Origin of the sequence: Pedobacter jejuensis (assembly GCF_003725795.1) — a bacterium.
Lineage (GTDB): Bacteria > Bacteroidota > Bacteroidia > Sphingobacteriales > Sphingobacteriaceae > Pedobacter > Pedobacter jejuensis.
The window spans coordinates 213,871-230,944 of the sequence record NZ_RBEE01000012.1 but is presented as its reverse complement, the minus strand read 5'-3'; the positions used below and the strand labels follow the sequence as shown (position 1 = coordinate 230,944).

Genomic DNA, 17,074 nt, shown 5'->3' with positions numbered 1-17,074 from the left:
GGTAATATTAAATTTACATATTATTAATAATAAATTAACAATTTATTTATGTTAAGAGTTGATTTACGCCTAACGCTGATTTAATATAGAATTGAATTGCTAGGTTTTAGCTTTTATAAATTTAAATTTTACAAAATATCAAAAACTACAGATATAAATTATGCGTATATCTAGGTGAGCGAATGAGTAAAAGGATTTGCAGAAGTTAAATTCTGCATTTCCTTTAATTATCCTTGTTACTGATGTTAAATGTAAATCGTTGATTTTATAACATACAGTTAATATTTAGATAATGCCATAACCTCATATTTGCATCATAAATATTTGGTTAGTATTTATAAAGTTTAGGTTAGTTGATAAGAAAAAACCCGGGTGGATATCCGGGTTTTTCTATTTTAAGCTATAAATTTTTACCTAATTTTTCTAACATTTCTGGTGGTATGTTATGCGTATCAACCAACAGAAAGCCATCAAGGCAATCAGAAAATTTTGGGTCTATATTAAAAGAAATAATTTTTGCATTGATATTCATGTACTGCCTTAATAAGACCGGTACTTTAATATGCGAATTTTCAATATCACCAATAATACTATCTAAATCTTTAAACGAATCGCTGCTATCTACCAATGTATCGGTTGAAATAGGCAATAAATCGGCTTTAAATTTGTTGCGTGGTTTAACGTATTTTGCCATCTCATAATCGAAATGATTTTTGGTAATGTAATCAACAATTAGTGCTTTACTAAATTTAGAAAAATTATTGCTGATGCTTACCGGGCCAAACATGTATCGGTATTGTGGATTATCGATTAAATATTTTAATATTCCTTTCCAAAGTAAAAATAAGGGTAGTGGCTTGCCTTGATATTCTTTTCTTATCCACGAACGGCCAAGCTCAATTCCTTGCCTAAGCATTGGATAGAATTGATCTTTAATTTTAAACAGTTCCGAAAGGTAAAAACCACGACGGCCCATGCTTTCTAAAATTTCATCGCCTTTACCTATTCTATAAGCGCCAACAATATTTTCTAAATCCTTATCCCAAATAAAAAGGTGGTTATAGTAAATATCATAATTGTCTAAATCAATTTTTTTATTGGTTCCTTCGCCTACTTCGCGGAAAGTAATTTCACGCAGGCGGCCAATTTCCCGTAAAATATTAGGGATTTTTAAGGTTGGAACAATATAAACTTCGTAGTGCTTTTCTGTCCATACTTTGAAATCTTCTAATGTAGCTACCTCATCTTTTATTAAGTTACGAGATGTTTCTTCAATGATTTCTGCCGGTTTCTTTTTAATCTTGAATAATTTAAGCGGGTTGAAAAGCTTTTTCTCCGTGTCTAATCCAACACCCAAAGCATAAGTACGGGCTCGTAAAAAGTCCATAAGCTTATTGCTTTTATTCATGTGTGAAATTTCGTCGAGTGCAATGGCTTTTCCTATTCTAACACGAATTGTTCTTCCATGTTTATTTAAAAACTCAGAAGGTAATTTCGCCGTACGAAGGGTGGGGTGGATGAAACTTAGAATGTTAAAGAAAACCCCGTTATTGCCATGGAAATAAATTGGCACAACCGGTACTTTTGCTTTTGCTATTAATTTACCAACCACAGGATGCCACATTCTATCTGTTACTTGCTGTGCATCTAATTTAAAAGTTGACACTTCACCAGCAGGGAAAATACCAATTGGTGTACCACTACGTAATAAATCGAAAGTTGTTTTTAACCCACTTATGCTGGATGAATGTTGTACATTTTCGAAAGGATTTACGGCAACAAAAAACTCATCTAAATTCGGAATTTTCTTTAAAATAAAATTAACCATCACCTTCGCATCTGGCCGAACGGTACATAAAAGCTTCACCAAAGCTAAACCCTCAACACCGCCGTAAGGATGATTTGCTATTGCAATGAATGGACCGGTTTTAGGTATGCTATTTAATTCATCTTCATCAAAATCAATGGTAACGCCAATGGTTTCTAAAATTTTATCTACAAACTCCAAACCATTGAAGTGCTGATTTTGAGAGAAAACATCATTAATGTCGTTCAGTTTCATGATTTCCATCATCAAACCCGCCAAACCCGGAACCCCTAATTTATCTATCTTAGTCGCCTTAGCAAATTCTGAGGTAGTAATAATCTTCATAAAAATTAATTAGCTTGTTGATATGCCGAACAGCAAGTGTTTTGCAATTCCAAAAATAAGATTTATATTTATAATACACATGTCATATCGCATATGAGAATTTGGCTAAACAAATACTTTGATTTTAGTAAAGGAGAATTTAACGGTTTGTTGCTTCTTATTATAATTATTGTGTTATTGAAAGCGACGCCATTGTTAATATCTTCCTATAAGCCGGTTTTAAAAGATGACCCAAGCACACTGGCTTCCATTCAAAAGATTAGCATTTCAGATGAGGAAAAGTTTCAATACAATCGTGATAGAATTGAAAACTATTCTTATAAGAAAGCACCTTCAAAATTATTCAAATTCGACCCAAATACAATTGATGCGGCAGGTTGGGAATCATTAGGGCTATCACCAAAACAGGCTCAATCTATTGTGAATTATAGAAATAGGGGAGGCAAATTTTACAAAGCTGAAGATTTGAAAAGGATGTACACCATATCCCCAGAAATGTACAATAAACTATTGCCATATGTTGAAATTGAAAATCAAAATGAAACGTTTGCAAAGAAAGATTTTCAATACGAGAAAAAGGAATATGTTAAGCGAGCGCCAGTTGTTGTAGAAATTAATCAAGCAGATTCTGCTAGCCTCGACCAAATTAAGGGTATTGAACCGGCTTTTGCAACACGAATTTTAAAATACAGGGAGCGTTTGGGCGGTTTCTATAAAAAGGAGCAACTGAAGGAAGTTTATGGTTTAGATTCGATAAAATACAACGAGATAAAAGACCAAATAGCAATCAATCCATCAGCGATAAGAACTATAAATATAAATACTGCTGACTTTAATGCGCTTAAAGCGTCGCCTTATTTATCTTTTAAACAAATTAATGCCATTATCCAGTATAGAAAACAGCATGGTAATTATAATAGCATAAACGATTTAAAGAAAGTTGCGATACTTACACCGCAGGTTTTAGATAAAATAATTCCATATCTATCTTTTTAGGAAGCACCATTAAACTATCCTTTAAATCCGTATTCAGCATTAAAACTCACTCCATTAAGTTTTATTTAAATATTTACTTAAAATAAAATTATTATTCTTTTTTGAGGTTTATCAATGTCTAAAATTAAGATTCAAACGAATTGAACCAAATACCATTTCGTTCTGCAATTTGACAAATATTTATTGGTAAATAACTATCAAATAAATGTTTATCATTGCCATTTCTAACCATAAAAAATAGATAATTAATGAGCGTAAGCTATAATTTTTCAGAGACTGAAACCCAGGTAAATGTTAAGGCGATGGTAAAGGATTTTGCTGAAAAACACATTCGCCCGAATATAATGGAGTGGGATGAAGCACAAACTTTTCCTGTAGAATTGTTTAAGCAATTGGGGGAACTTGGACTGATGGGTGTTTTAGTGCCAGAAGAATATGGTGGTTCGGGTTTGGGCTACCAGGAATATGTTGATGTAATTGTTGAAGTATCAAGAGTTTGTGGCTCCATCGGTTTATCCTTAGCAGCTCATAATTCTTTGTGTACCGGGCACATTTTAGCTTTTGGTAATGAAGAACAAAAACAAAAGTGGTTGCCAAAATTAGCAACTGCCGAGTGGATTGGCGCATGGGGATTAACAGAAGCTAACACAGGTTCGGATGCTTTAAGAATGATGACTACCGCCGTTGAAGATGGCGATGATTATATTATTAACGGTGCAAAGAACTGGATTACACATGGTAAAAGTGGAGATGTAGCTGTAGTTATGGTACGTACCGGCGAGCAGGGAAGTTCGAAAGGAATTTCTGCAATAGTTGTAGAGCGTGGAACGCCAGGTTTTTCTGCCGGTAAAAAGGAGAACAAACTAGGCATGAGGGCATCAGAAACTACGGAAATGATTTTTGATAATTGCCGAGTTCCGAAAGCAAATTTGCTTGGTAATATTGGTGATGGCTTTAAACAGGCAATGAAAATTTTAGATGGTGGGAGAATTTCCATCGCTGCATTAGGTTTGGGTATTGCCAAAGGTGCATTTGATGCATCAGTATCTTACTCAAAACAACGTCAGCAGTTTGGGCAACCAATCTCCAGCTTTCAGGCCATTAGTTTTAAGCTTGCAGATATGGCTACTGATATTGAAGCAGCAGAATTATTGATACGCCAGGCGGCAGATTTGAAAAACAGGCATTTGCCCATGACTAAAGAATCGGCAATGGCTAAATATTTTTCATCGGAAGTTGCTGTAAGGGTTTCAACAGAAGCGGTTCAGATTTTTGGGGGATATGGCTACACCAAAGATTTTCCGGTAGAAAAGTTTTATCGTGATAGCAAATTGTGTACAATAGGCGAGGGCACATCAGAAATACAAAAGATTGTTATCGCTAGGGAAATATTATCAAAGTAGAAGGGTTTAAATCTTCCGCTTTCAACCTTATTAAAAACCAAATATATTATGAGTAATCCGGATGGCTTAAAAGCCTCCGGATTTTTTTATGTCTTTTTGTTTCAGAAAATTATTAGCAAAAATGATTGTTTATAAGCCTAAAACGAAGAACGATTGACTAATAACCTTTAAGAAACTATTGTGGCATGTCTTTAGAAGAAACAATCTCGTCTACAACATACACCGAGAATCCTCTCCATGGCAACGTACTTTTATATTCTTTATAATGTAATTCGTAAAATTTGCCACTATTTGCCATCATTTTCTGTGCTATTTCTTCATTTGCAATAGAAAACTCGAACTCATTGTTCTGTAGTGTTCCTGTTTGTCTGGATTTTATACCGCTTTGAATTAATTTACCTTCATAGGTTTTAAATAAGTATCCCTTTTTTACCACATAATTCAACTCACCAGCTTTAACACCTTCTCCGAAAACGAAGAAATATCTATAATAAGCCAAGGCAGCAACTATTAGTATTGCTATAACTATAATAATTGAGATTGTTTTTTTACCTGTAGTCATTTTGTTATTTATTGATTTTTTATTTAAATGTAATAAAACAAAGTATAAAGTTGTTTTAAAAAATCAATAATTTTTATTGGTTACAGATTATTTATTTTTTGCATGCTTTTCACGCAGATTTAAAGATTTTAGCTTGGATTTTCAGCTTTTAGCAAAATTTCTAGATGAATTTTACTGTTTGGTATATTTTTTTACCTAAAAAATTAAATTATTACTATTTTTTATTGATTTTAAGTCAAAAACTAAATTGTTATTTAGTTAAAATCAATATATGGTAGATTTATTGTTTAATATTTATCAATTAAATATAATTTTTATTTTTTTTTATGATTTTTATTTTGTTTTTTTATAAAATCAAAAACTAAACAAACTTATTTTAATATTTTGACGTATTTTATCAAGTATTTATACTTTGTTTGATAAAAAAACTACGTTTTGATGTAGAATTTGTAAAAAATCAGACCCGGAGTGAATTTTTCTTGAAGTCAAAGCTTTTTAATGGGCTTTTATTGATTTTTTTTAGGATTGATCTTATATATAATACGATTTCCTCATTAATAATTAATCAAATTACCCTAAAACTAAAAAGTATGAAAGAAAAACTACTCGTTTTGTTCCTTCTAATTGTGTTAAGCATTTCGGTACATGCACAACAAAAGAAGATTACAGGAAAAGTAACATCAACAAAAGATGGACTTCCTCTACCCGGTGTTTCTGTTGTTGTACCAGGTGCAAGAATTGCAGCGCAAACCGGTGCAGATGGTATTTATAATATTTCGGTGCCAAACAACACCAATTCTTTAACATTTCGTTTTCTTGGCTATGTAAGCAAAACAGTTTCTGTATCATCATCTGGTACTGTTAATGCTGCGATGGATGAAGATAGTAATACATTGAATGATGTAGTTGTTACCGGCTATGGTACTGTTAAGAAACGTGACCTGGTGGGTTCAATTACCTCGATAAAAGGAGATATGGTAGCAAACAGACCTGTACAAAGCTTTGACCAGGCTTTGGGTGGTAAAGCAGCCGGCGTTCAAATTTCTATTCCTAACGGAGTATTGAATAACCCACCTGTATTCCGTATCAGGGGAACAAATTCAATCTCTTTAAGTTCATATCCCTTAATTATAATCGATGGTGTTGCAACCTTTACTGGAGATGCCAGTGGATCTAATGCTGCGGGTAATGCTTTAGCAAGTATCAATCCTAATGATATTGAGAGCATGGACATCCTAAAAGACGCAGCTGCTACAGCTATTTATGGTAGCCGTGCAGCCAATGGTGTGGTTGTAATTACTACTAAAAAAGGTAAATCCGGTAAAACAGTTGTTACGTACGACGGTTGGGCAGGGTTGACAAATGTTCAGCGTTTGCCAGATATGATGGATGCTTTTCAATACACTGATATTAAGAATGAAGGTTTGCGAAATGCTGGTACATTCAATGCAGCTACAAATGCTTATGCATTAACAAACGGACCAGATGGCCAGCCAATTAATACAAACTGGTACGATTATGCTTATCGTCAGGGCGTTTCTTACACTAATTCATTGAGTGTTTCGGGTGGTTCAGAATCCACAACATATTATATGTCTGTGAATTATACTGACCAACAAGGTATCATTGTAAAAAATGATTACAAAAGATTGGGTGCTATATTTAATGTTGACCATAAAATAAGTCAGAAATTAAGTGTAGGTGCAAAATTACAGTATGCTAATGAGGAAAATTTAGCAGTAATTAGTTCTGGCTCATTATCTGGTCAGGCATTTTCAACAGCAGGTTTGGGTCGTGTTGCATTGGTTAATGCACCCAATGTATCTCCATATTCAAATACCGGTGGGTATAATTTAACTGGAAATAACTTAGGATTAATGAATAATAAGGTTTCTCAAGTTGGTTTTTACAATCCGGTTGTTCAAATTGATCTGGATAGATCTTACAACTATTTAAATAGAATTCAGTCTAATGCTTATGTTCAGTACAAGCCCGTTTCATGGGTTACTTTAAGAAGTGTTTACGGAATAGATTATCTATTCTCTAACAATGATTCATTTGCAAATCCGTTTAATGGCGATGGTTATAATGCAACGCCAGCAAACGCCGGATCTGCAACATTAAGTTACAGCCAAAACAAGCGTTGGGTTTGGACAACAACTGCTCAAGCTGACAGAACCTTTAATGAAGTGCATAGTTTTTCATTACTTGTTGGTACGGAGCAACAGAGTACAAAAAACCGTTTTTTCGGAGCAACAAGAACTGGTTTATCTGATCAGGCATTTAATGATTACACAGCAGGTTATGCGCAATTCACAAATACTTTAAATCCAGGTACAGGGTATGGCGAAAACTATTTATTCTCTATTTTTGGACGTTTGAGCTACGATTTCAAAAAGAAATACATTTTGAATGCTACTTTGCGTCAGGATGAATATTCTGCATTTGGTCCTGATAAAAAAGCCGGAACATTTTACAGTGTGGGTGCTGGCTATGAAATTGCTCAAGAAGATTTCTGGAAAAACAGCGGCATCGGAAAAGTATTCAGTAGTTTCCGCTTTAGAGGAAGTTATGGTGAAGTGGGTAACTTCAACGGTTTAAACGACTATGCACCAAATTCTTATTACAGCGCTGGGTTATTTGGTGGAGCACCAACTTTGAATTTCAGTCAGTCTGGTAACTCAATTATTGGATGGGAAACTAGTAAGAAACTAGATGTTGGTATCAATTTCGGTATTTTAAGTGATAAAATCACATTTGAAACAGCTTACTATAAAAACAATATAGATGGCTTGATATACAATGTTCAGCAAGCTCCATCGGCTGGATTACCTAATAATCCAGCCTTGAATATAGGTTCAATGTATAATAAAGGATTTGAGTTTACGGTAAATGCTCAGGCAATTAATACAAAAGATTTTAGTTGGACACCATCATTTAATTTTACTTACAATAAGAACTTAATTACTTCATTAACGCCAACAATCGACCAGTTTACCACAGCAACTTCGGGACTGGAAACTGCAAGTATCTCAAAAGTTGGAGGCTCTTTGGGAATGATATATGTAGTAAGAACAGCTGGTGTAGATCCGGCTACAGGTCGCAGGATTTTTATTGCTGCGAACGGCAGGAAAATGTTGTATGATCACAGCTCTCCGGTAGCTAGCCGCTGGAGATATGAAGATGGAACAATAGCGCCAGGAATAAGTGCTTCTGACCAAACCGTATATGGTAATTCACAGCCTAAATTCTATGGTGGTTTTATCAATAACTTTAGATATAAAAACTTCGATATGGGTTTAACAATCACTTATCAGGCAGGCTTTTACATTTATAATGGTACCCAGGCTTCAATCATGGATCAACGTTTTTGGAACAACTCTGTAGATATCTTAAATCGCTGGACTACTCCAGGTCAAATCACTTCGGTTCCCAGAGTTGTTGCCGGCGATAACATGTCAAATGGTTCAGCGGTTCCTTTAGATATTAATGTTTACAAAGGGGATTTTATCAAATTAAGGGATATCTCTTTGGGTTACACACTTCCAAACAGCTTACTTGCAAAATTAAAAATTACAAGTGCCAGAATTTATGTTAGCGGACAAAATTTAATTATTCTTACTAAGTATAATGGAACAGATCCTGAGGTTTCTTCAAATGGCGGTGCAAACGGATCGCAGGGTATTGAGCGTAACTCAGTAGCAAACGGACGAGTATTTACAGCAGGGTTAAACTTCAAATTTTAAGATTATTAACATGAAAAGAAAAATTATATATACTCTAGTATTGGCTGCCGTTATGGCAACATCTTGCAGAAAGGAGTCGAGCTTAAATCCTAAGTCGGTAAATGCTGTGGATTTTGAATCCTCTTTTAGTACACCAGACAGAATTAAAGCCCAGGTGCTTGGAATTTACTCCGGGTTAAAAGCTAATGATTTTTATGGCGGACGTTACATCGTTTACAACGAAGTACGTGCAGACAATTATATTAACTTAACAACAAATGCGGTAACTGCTTACCAGGTTTGGAATTTTACAACATCAAATAATGCCCAGGAAGTAACTGGCTTTTGGAATGCTGCATATTCAGTTATTAACCGTTGTAACTTGTTTATAGATGGTATGGCGGCAGGTGGAGCGGCAACCGTTGGAACTGCATTAGCGGCAAATTATGTTGGTGAAGCAAAGATGGTTAGAGCTATAGCATATTATAGCTTACTGCAATTATATGCAAGGCCTTATTGGGATGGCAATGGAAGTAAACCAGGACTTCCTTTACGATTAAAAGGTAACTCTGGCGCTGGAGATTATGATTTAGCAAGAAGTACAGTTGGACAGATTTACACGCAGATTTTAGCAGATCTAAATGATGCAGAGGCCGCTTTACCATTAAGTTACACTGCTGCTTATGATAATACAGTAAGAGGACATCGCAACACTGCAATCGCTTTTAAAACTAGAGTATATTTGAGTATGCAACGCTATACCGATGTTATAACTGAAGCAAATAAGATAGTTAGTTCAAGCGCACCTTACACCGCGACCACTGGGGTAGCAAATGCATTGCAGGCAAATGTTGCCAATGTATACAAAACGCCTTATACAACAACGGAATCTATATTGTCTTCTCCGATGACTGTAGGTGCGGACATTGTTGGCGGTCAAAATGCGCTTGGCTCATACTTTTTTTCAGTTAGGGAGTATAAGTTAAATGATGCAGGAATTGTTGCAGATGCGGGTTGGAAAACAACTGATGCGAGAAGAGCATTAATAACGTCAGCAACGGTTGCAAACGTTCCTAGTCAACTGATGGCGAAATTCCCTAGTTCACCTTACAGCGATTACGTTCCTGTAATTCGTTATGCAGAAGTTTTACTAAGCTTAGGTGAGGCAATTGCCAGAAGTACAAATTCGATAGATGCAAGAGCAATTAGCTTATTAAATGCCGTAAGACAACGTTCTGATGCCACTACAACATTTACTGCAGCTAATTTTGCAACACCTCAAGCACTATTTGATGCTTTCTTGAAAGAAAGAAATATCGAATTTTTGGGAGAAGGCTTAAGAAGTCCTGATTTATTGAGACTAGGCTTAGATTTGCCAGCAAAGGGAACTGTTTCTGCAGTGCCTGCTAGCGACAGAAGATACATTTTTCCTATATCTCAATCAGAACTTTTATACAATAGGTTAATGACTGATAACTAAAATAACATATTTCATTTATACCTTAATGCCTCGAATTATTTCGGGGCATTTTTAGTTTTGGTAATCTGTAACGCTTTAATAAACTATTTTATAAAAATCTTTCTCATTTTCAATTATTTACTTACATTTGCATCCCTTACAATAAGGACGAATTAAAAAACCACGAGAGGAGGTATTTCAGCGTTATGATCATTATCAACATTAAAGACGGCGAATCATTAGATAAAGCCCTTAAACGTTTCAAGAAAAAGTTTGAGAAAACTGGTGTATTGAGAGAACTACGTAGCCGTCAGGCATACGAGAAAAAATCTGTAGCCCGTCGTACTGAAATTAAACATGCTGTTTACATTCAAAACATGAATTTAGATACAACTGTATAGTTGTTTAAAATATAAATTTAATTAATGCCTTCAGGATTTTTCCTGAAGGCATTTTTTTTTGAAAAAATTTGTTGTTAATAATTTCTTAATATTAAAACTATTAGTAACTTCATTCTTAGTGCAGGATTAATACATACTACGTGTTATTAAAAAGTTTTCTTACATATTTATCTCACGAGAAACGCTCATCTGCGCATACCATAACTGCTTACGAAGCAGATTTAAATCAGTTTAAGATTTTTCTGAAAAAAGAAATTGATTTAGATTTTTTATCCGTTAAGCACACACACATCAGGAGTTTCATGGTTCATTTATTGGAAGATAAATCAATAGAGAGCACCATCAATCGAAAAATTTCAGCCTTAAGAAGTTTTTATAAATTTTTACATCGCGAAGGTAAAATTCCACAAAACCCAATGCTTTTAATAAAGGCACCGAAAATTCCAAAACGGTTACCAAATTTTGTCGAATCAAAAAAACTAGACAGCCTGTTAGATTCTGATGTTCATTTTGATGATAGCTTTAAGTCGGTTAGAGATCATTTGGTTATCGAATTATTATTCGGTACGGGAATGCGTTTGGATGAACTTATACAGCTTAAAGAAACTGATGTAGATTTTTATTCGGGAACGGTTAAGGTTTTAGGTAAGAGAAATAAAGAACGAATAATCCCAATAAATAAAGAGCTTATTAATCAAATAAATAGCTATGTTGAACTAAAAAAGTTGCAAAACTTCAGCAACATTCAATCTTATTTAATCGTTACTAATACTGGCGCTAAAGGTTATCCAAAGTTGATCTATCGCATCGTGAGCTCTAATTTAGCATTGGTTTCTACTAGTATTAAGAAGAGTCCGCATGTATTGCGACACAGTTACGCAACCAGTTTATTAAATGCTGGTGCTGATTTAAACGCGATTAAACAGCTTTTAGGACATGCAAGTCTAGCTGCCACACAGGTTTACACACACAATTCAATCGAAAGATTAAAGTCAATTTATAAACAAGCCCATCCAAAGGCATAAAAAAAGGAGGAAAAATGAAAATCGGAGTTCAATCAATCCACTTCAGTGCAGACAGTAAATTGTTAGATTTTATACAGAAGAAGGCTAATAAGCTCGATCAGTTTTTTGACCAGATTATTAGTGGTGAAGTGTATTTAAAGTTAGAAAATGTAGATAACGAGGCTAACAAGATTAGTGAGATAAAGCTTATTGTGCCAGGTGGAACCTTATTTGCAAAAGAACAATGTAAATCATTTGAAGAGGCAACAGATTTGGCAATTGAATCGTTAAGGAAGCAAATTACCAAGCATAAAGAAAAAACAAGAAAAAAAATTAGTGAACAAAAATCAGTATTAATCGAAAGCGAAATATCTGATTACTAAGCAACTATTTCTTTTAAAATTATATTAAAAATAAGCAGGTTTATAAGCCTGCTTATTTTTTTTTAAAATTATTTTGAATAGAAATATAATTGTGTAGATTTGCATTCCAATTCGGAAAGGGGGTTTCCTCAAATAAAGAATTGGTTTGTTCTATGAAAGTTTAATAATTTGTGAAATACCCATTTAATTGGTTGAAAAATCAATTTTTTAGGCATAGAACATAAACAAAAGCCTCCTTAGCTCAGCTGGTAGAGCAACTGACTTGTAATCAGTAGGTCATTGGTTCGATTCCGATAGGAGGCTCTTTTTTGTTTTAGATTATAGATTGACGATTATCGATTGAAAAGTCTTAATTTGTGAATCATTATTTCGTAAACAAAAAGATGGGGAGATTCCAGAGCGGCCAAATGGGACAGACTGTAACTCTGTTATCGCAAGATTTCGAAGGTTCGAATCCTTCTCTCCCCACGAATTAGTGTAAGAATGATTAAATTTTGAATGATAGAATGGTTACATTCACTCATTATATAATTCACTCAATCAATCATTAAAAAGCGGAAGTAGCTCAGTTGGTAGAGCGATAGCCTTCCAAGCTATAGGTCGCGAGTTCGAACCTCGTCTTCCGCTCTATAAAGAGTGAGCAGTTGGTGGTTAACAGTTTGCAGTTTGAACTGAAAACTGAAAATTGGTTACTGAAAACTAAAAAGCCGACTTAGCTCAGCGGTAGAGCACTTCCTTGGTAAGGAAGAGGTCATGGGTTCAATTCCCATAGTTGGCTCAGGTAAATTAAGCTTTGTTAAATCTGTTACAAACAGAATGGGCAAGGTTTTTTGTGTTGCATTGCATCAAAACAATAAATAAAAATAATAAAAAGTTAACCTACTAATTAGTTATAAATAAAATGGCAAAAGAAAAATTTGACCGTAGTAAACCGCACTTAAACATCGGTACCATCGGTCACGTCGATCACGGTAAAACAACTTTAACAGCAGCTATTACAAAAGTTTTAGCTGATGCAGGTTTATCTGAGGCACGTTCATTCGATTCAATTGACTCAGCTCCTGAGGAAAAAGAAAGAGGTATTACTATTAATACTGCGCACGTTGAGTATTCAACTGCAAACCGTCACTACGCACACGTAGATTGTCCAGGTCACGCGGATTATGTTAAAAACATGGTTACAGGTGCGGCTCAAATGGATGGTGCTATTATCGTTGTTGCTGCTACTGATGGTCCAATGCCACAAACTCGTGAGCACATCTTATTGGCTCGTCAGGTTGGTGTACCTTCATTAGTTGTATTCATGAACAAAGTGGATATGGTTGATGATCCTGAATTATTAGAATTAGTAGAAATGGAAGTTCGTGAATTATTATCGTTCTACGATTTCCCTGGTGATGATATTCCTGTTATTCAAGGTTCTGCTTTAGGTGGTTTGAACGGTGATGCTAAATGGGTTGGAAAAATTATGGAATTAATGGATGCTGTAGATAGCTACATTCCAATTCCTCCACGTTTAACTGAACTTCCATTCTTAATGCCTGTTGAAGATGTATTCTCGATTACTGGTCGTGGTACTGTTGCAACTGGTCGTATTGAGCGTGGTGTAATCAACTCTGGTGATCCAGTTGAAATCTTAGGTATGGGTGCTGAGAACTTAAAATCTACAGTTACTGGTGTTGAGATGTTCCGTAAAATTTTAGATTACGGTGAAGCTGGTGATAACGTTGGTTTATTATTACGTGGTATTGAGAAAACTGATATCCGTCGTGGTATGGTAATCTGTAAACCAGGTTCAGTAACTCCACACACTGATTTCAAGGCTGAGATCTATGTATTATCAAAAGCAGAAGGTGGTCGTCACACTCCATTCTTCAACAAATACCGTCCACAATTCTATTTCCGTACAACAGATGTTACTGGTGAAATTTCATTAGCAGAAGGTACTGAAATGGTAATGCCAGGTGATAACGTTACAATTTCTGTGAAATTGATCAATGCAATCGCAATGGAAAAAGGTTTACGTTTCGCAATCCGTGAGGGTGGTAGAACTGTAGGTGCTGGTCAGGTAACTGAAATAGTAAAATAAAAATAGGGAAAGCTTAAGGCAAAAGCTGAAAGTTTTCCTGAATAAAGTTATAAGCATAAAGCAACAGGTTTAACCCATTAGCTTTATGCTTTTAACTTCTACACGGGAATAGTTCAACGGTAGAATAGAGGTCTCCAAAACCTTTGATCAGGGTTCGAATCCTTGTTCCCGTGCTTAAATAATGATTGATTTTTGAAATGAATGAATGATTGAATTTGAAAGGCTATCTCCAGATTTTATCACTCAAACATTTCTTCATTCTCTCATTCAATAATTTTGATATGGCTAAAGTAGTTCAATTTATAAAAGAATCGTACGATGAAATGACTCAGAAGGTTACATGGCCTACCTGGGGAGAACTTCAAAATTCTGCGGTTCTTGTTTTAGTAGCCTCTTTAATTATTGCATTAATCATATTTGCAATGGATAAAGGTTCAGTTTTCGTTTTAGATACTTTTTACAAATCACTTTCTAACTAATATACTAATGAGCGATCTTTTAAAGTGGTATGTTGTAAGAGCTGTAAGCGGTAAAGAAAAAAAGGTAAAGCAGTACATTGATGCTGAAATTAGTCGTTTAGGTTTTTCACATTTGGTTCCTCAGGTTTTAATCCCTATGGAGAAATATTACCAAATGAAAGACGGAAAGAAAATTGCAAAAGAGCGTAATTTTTATCCTGGATATGTATTAATCGAAGCAACTTTAGATGGTGAATTAGAACACATCATAAAAGGAATAAATAGTGTTATCGGATTTTTAGGTGATAAAGCTGGTAATCCAATCCCAATGCGCCAGGCAGAAGTTAACCGTATTTTAGGTAAGGTTGATGAAATGAGTGAACAAGGTGAGATGATGAATGTGCCTTTCTACGTTGGCGAAAACATCAAAGTTATGGATGGACCTTTTAATGGCTTCACCGGAGTTATTGAAGAAGTTAACGAAGAGAAGAAAAAATTAAAAGTTATGGTTAAGATTTTTGGTCGTAAAACGCCATTAGAACTTAACTACATGCAAGTAGAGAAAGAGTAAAATTTATTTTACAAAATATATTGTAGGACTGCAAGATTATCCATATCTTTGCAGTCCTTTTGGTTTTGTATAGAACCGTCTAGGAAATTAAATGTTACATGCTTCCAATATTTAACATTGAGTTTTAAATAAACAAAAAACACAAAATGGCAAAAGAAGTCAGTGCAATGATCAAATTACAGATCAAAGGCGGAGCTGCAAATCCATCGCCACCAGTAGGACCTGCATTAGGTGCTAAAGGTGTTAACATCATGGAGTTTTGCAAACAGTACAACGCTCGTACCCAAGATAAAGCAGGTAAAGTATTGCCAGTTGTAATTACTGTTTATGCTGATAAGTCATTCGATTTCATCATCAAAACCCCTCCTGTAGCCATCCAGTTAAAAGATGCTACTAAATTACAGAGTGGTTCTGCTGAGCCAAACCGTAAAAAAGTTGGATCGGTGACCTGGGACCAGATTAAAGTTATTGCTGAAGATAAAATGCCTGATTTAAATGCATTTACAATCGAATCTGCAATGAGTATGGTTGCCGGTACAGCACGCAGTATGGGAATCACCGTTTCTGGTGACGCACCCTGGAATAATTAATTAAAAACAGTTTACAACAGTGGCGAAATTAACTAAAAATCAAAAAAAGGCACATGCTAAAATAGAAGCTGGTAAAGCTTATACTTTACAGGCTGCTGCTGCTTTGGTAAAAGAAATCACTACTACTAAATTTGATGCATCAGTTGATATTGATGTTTCTTTAGGTGTAGATCCACGTAAAGCCAATCAAATGGTACGTGGTATTGCTACTTTACCACACGGAACAGGTAAAACTGTACGTGTTTTAGCTTTAGTAACTCCTGATAAGGAAGAAGAAGCAAAAGCAGCCGGCGCAGACTTCGTAGGTTTAGACGAATATGTGGCTAAAATTGAAGGTGGTTGGACCGATGTAGACATTATTATCACTACACCAGCTTGTATGGCTAAGGTAGGTAAATTAGGCCGTGTTTTAGGTCCAAGGAACTTAATGCCTAACCCAAAATCAGGTACAGTAACTAACGATGTTGGTAAAGCTGTAACTGAGGTTAAAGCAGGTAAAATTGATTTTAAAGTAGACAAAAGCGGTATTATACACGCTTCAATAGGGAAAGTATCATTCCCGGCAGATAAAATTTATGAAAATGCAATGGAGATTATCTCTGTAATTTCTAAATTGAAACCATCTGCTGCAAAAGGAACTTATTTTAAAAGCATTCACGTGTCTTCTACAATGAGTCCTGGAATTGCAATTGAAACCAAATCAGTAGCGGGGATTTAATCATGAACAGAGAAGAAAAAAACGAAGTAGTTGCAGAACTACAAGGACAAATGCAGGAGTATGGCAATTTTTACATTGCTGATACCTCTAGCCTTTCTGTTGAGCAGGTTAATAATATCCGACGCAAATGTTTTGAAGGTGATATCATTATGAAAGTTGCTAAAAACTCTTTAATTCGCAAAGCGATTGAAGGTTTAGATGGCGATGCATCAGAGATATACGAAGCCCTTAAAGGTTCATCATCATTATTATTCTCAAAAACAGCAAACGCTCCGGCTAAGCTGATTAAAACTTTGAGAAGAACATCTGATAAACCATTGCTTAAAGCAGCATATATAGATTCATCAGTTTATGTTGGCGATGACCAATTGAATAACTTAGTAAGCTTAAAATCGAGAGAAGAGCTTATTGGCGATATCATTGGATTATTACAATCACCAGCTAAAAATGTTGTTTCTGCGCTTAAATCAAGCGGAGGCAAAATTGCAGGAATTGTTAAAACTCTACAAGAAAGAGAAGGTTAACGAACACCTTAAGTTCGCAATTAAACAAAATTATTTTAC

15 protein-coding genes and 5 tRNA genes are annotated in these 17,074 nt (G+C 35.0%); 18 read left to right on the top strand and 2 right to left on the bottom strand.

Translation table 11 applies throughout. The features are described from left to right. Window positions 1-400: 400 nt before the first annotated feature. Window positions 401-2,152 carry a lysophospholipid acyltransferase family protein gene (locus D7004_RS08590; protein WP_123205462.1) on the bottom strand — a complete coding sequence of 584 codons (1,752 nt, stop codon included), beginning with the start codon at window positions 2,150-2,152 and terminating at the stop codon, window positions 401-403. 93 nt (window positions 2,153-2,245) lie between these two features. On the opposite strand from D7004_RS08590, the gene D7004_RS08585 reads away from it, so the two are divergent. Beyond that, window positions 2,246-3,148, top strand: a complete 903-nt coding sequence (locus tag D7004_RS08585; RefSeq protein WP_123205461.1) for a ComEA family DNA-binding protein — start codon at window positions 2,246-2,248, stop codon at window positions 3,146-3,148. A gap of 248 nt (window positions 3,149-3,396) precedes the next feature. After that, a complete protein-coding gene (locus tag D7004_RS08580) occupies window positions 3,397-4,551 on the top strand; it encodes an acyl-CoA dehydrogenase family protein (RefSeq protein WP_123205460.1) in 1,155 nt (384 codons plus the stop codon). A 175-nt stretch (window positions 4,552-4,726) separates the two neighbouring features. Here D7004_RS08580 and D7004_RS08575 read toward each other — a convergent pair whose 3' ends face one another. Beyond that, a complete protein-coding gene (locus D7004_RS08575; protein ID WP_123205459.1) occupies window positions 4,727-5,113 on the bottom strand; it encodes a hypothetical protein in 387 nt (128 codons plus the stop codon). Between the two features lie 590 nt (window positions 5,114-5,703). Between D7004_RS08575 and D7004_RS08570 the strand changes: the two genes are divergently transcribed. The 16 genes from D7004_RS08570 (at window position 5,704) to rplJ (ending at window position 17,035) form a co-directional block, all read left to right on the top strand. Further along, window positions 5,704-8,859, top strand: a complete 3,156-nt coding sequence (locus tag D7004_RS08570; protein ID WP_123205630.1) for a SusC/RagA family TonB-linked outer membrane protein — start codon at window positions 5,704-5,706, stop codon at window positions 8,857-8,859. A 10-nt stretch (window positions 8,860-8,869) separates the two neighbouring features. Continuing rightward, entirely contained in the window at window positions 8,870-10,318 is a 1,449-nt protein-coding gene (locus tag D7004_RS08565; RefSeq protein WP_123205458.1) for a RagB/SusD family nutrient uptake outer membrane protein, read from the top strand. Window positions 10,319-10,503: 185 nt separating this feature from the next. Continuing rightward, window positions 10,504-10,698 (top strand): 30S ribosomal protein S21, encoded by a 195-nt coding sequence (rpsU, locus tag D7004_RS08560; RefSeq protein WP_123205457.1) that lies wholly within the window; start codon window positions 10,504-10,506, stop codon window positions 10,696-10,698. A gap of 140 nt (window positions 10,699-10,838) precedes the next feature. Beyond that, the gene (locus tag D7004_RS08555; RefSeq protein ID WP_123205456.1) at window positions 10,839-11,723 is read left to right on the top strand and encodes a tyrosine-type recombinase/integrase; all 885 of its coding nucleotides are present in this window, start codon (window positions 10,839-10,841) and stop codon (window positions 11,721-11,723) included. Window positions 11,724-11,737: 14 nt separating this feature from the next. Beyond that, window positions 11,738-12,085 (top strand): ribosome hibernation-promoting factor, HPF/YfiA family, encoded by a 348-nt coding sequence (hpf, locus tag D7004_RS08550; protein WP_123205455.1) that lies wholly within the window; start codon window positions 11,738-11,740, stop codon window positions 12,083-12,085. A 230-nt stretch (window positions 12,086-12,315) separates the two neighbouring features. After that, window positions 12,316-12,388: transfer RNA gene (locus D7004_RS08545), tRNA-Thr, on the top strand. 82 nt (window positions 12,389-12,470) lie between these two features. After that, window positions 12,471-12,553, top strand: a tRNA-Tyr gene (locus D7004_RS08540). Window positions 12,554-12,639: 86 nt separating this feature from the next. Then, a tRNA-Gly gene (locus D7004_RS08535) sits at window positions 12,640-12,712 on the top strand. 79 nt (window positions 12,713-12,791) lie between these two features. Continuing rightward, a tRNA-Thr gene (locus D7004_RS08530) sits at window positions 12,792-12,863 on the top strand. Between the two features lie 123 nt (window positions 12,864-12,986). Further along, the gene (gene tuf / locus D7004_RS08525) at window positions 12,987-14,174 is read left to right on the top strand and encodes an elongation factor Tu (protein ID WP_123205454.1); all 1,188 of its coding nucleotides are present in this window, start codon (window positions 12,987-12,989) and stop codon (window positions 14,172-14,174) included. A 102-nt stretch (window positions 14,175-14,276) separates the two neighbouring features. Next, a tRNA-Trp gene (locus tag D7004_RS08520) sits at window positions 14,277-14,347 on the top strand. A 108-nt stretch (window positions 14,348-14,455) separates the two neighbouring features. After that, window positions 14,456-14,653: a preprotein translocase subunit SecE gene (gene secE, locus D7004_RS08515; RefSeq protein ID WP_056092816.1), complete on the top strand. Its 198-nt coding sequence runs from the start codon at window positions 14,456-14,458 to the stop codon at window positions 14,651-14,653. Between the two features lie 7 nt (window positions 14,654-14,660). Beyond that, window positions 14,661-15,203 (top strand): transcription termination/antitermination protein NusG, encoded by a 543-nt coding sequence (gene nusG, locus D7004_RS08510; RefSeq protein WP_056092813.1) that lies wholly within the window; start codon window positions 14,661-14,663, stop codon window positions 15,201-15,203. Between the two features lie 146 nt (window positions 15,204-15,349). Further along, window positions 15,350-15,793, top strand: a complete 444-nt coding sequence (gene rplK / locus D7004_RS08505; protein WP_010601094.1) for a 50S ribosomal protein L11 — start codon at window positions 15,350-15,352, stop codon at window positions 15,791-15,793. A 19-nt stretch (window positions 15,794-15,812) separates the two neighbouring features. Further along, window positions 15,813-16,511 (top strand): 50S ribosomal protein L1, encoded by a 699-nt coding sequence (rplA, locus tag D7004_RS08500; protein WP_123205453.1) that lies wholly within the window; start codon window positions 15,813-15,815, stop codon window positions 16,509-16,511. A gap of 2 nt (window positions 16,512-16,513) precedes the next feature. Further along, window positions 16,514-17,035, top strand: coding sequence for a 50S ribosomal protein L10 (gene rplJ / locus D7004_RS08495; RefSeq protein ID WP_123205452.1), 522 nt, complete (start codon window positions 16,514-16,516; stop codon window positions 17,033-17,035). Window positions 17,036-17,074: the final 39 nt, after the last annotated feature.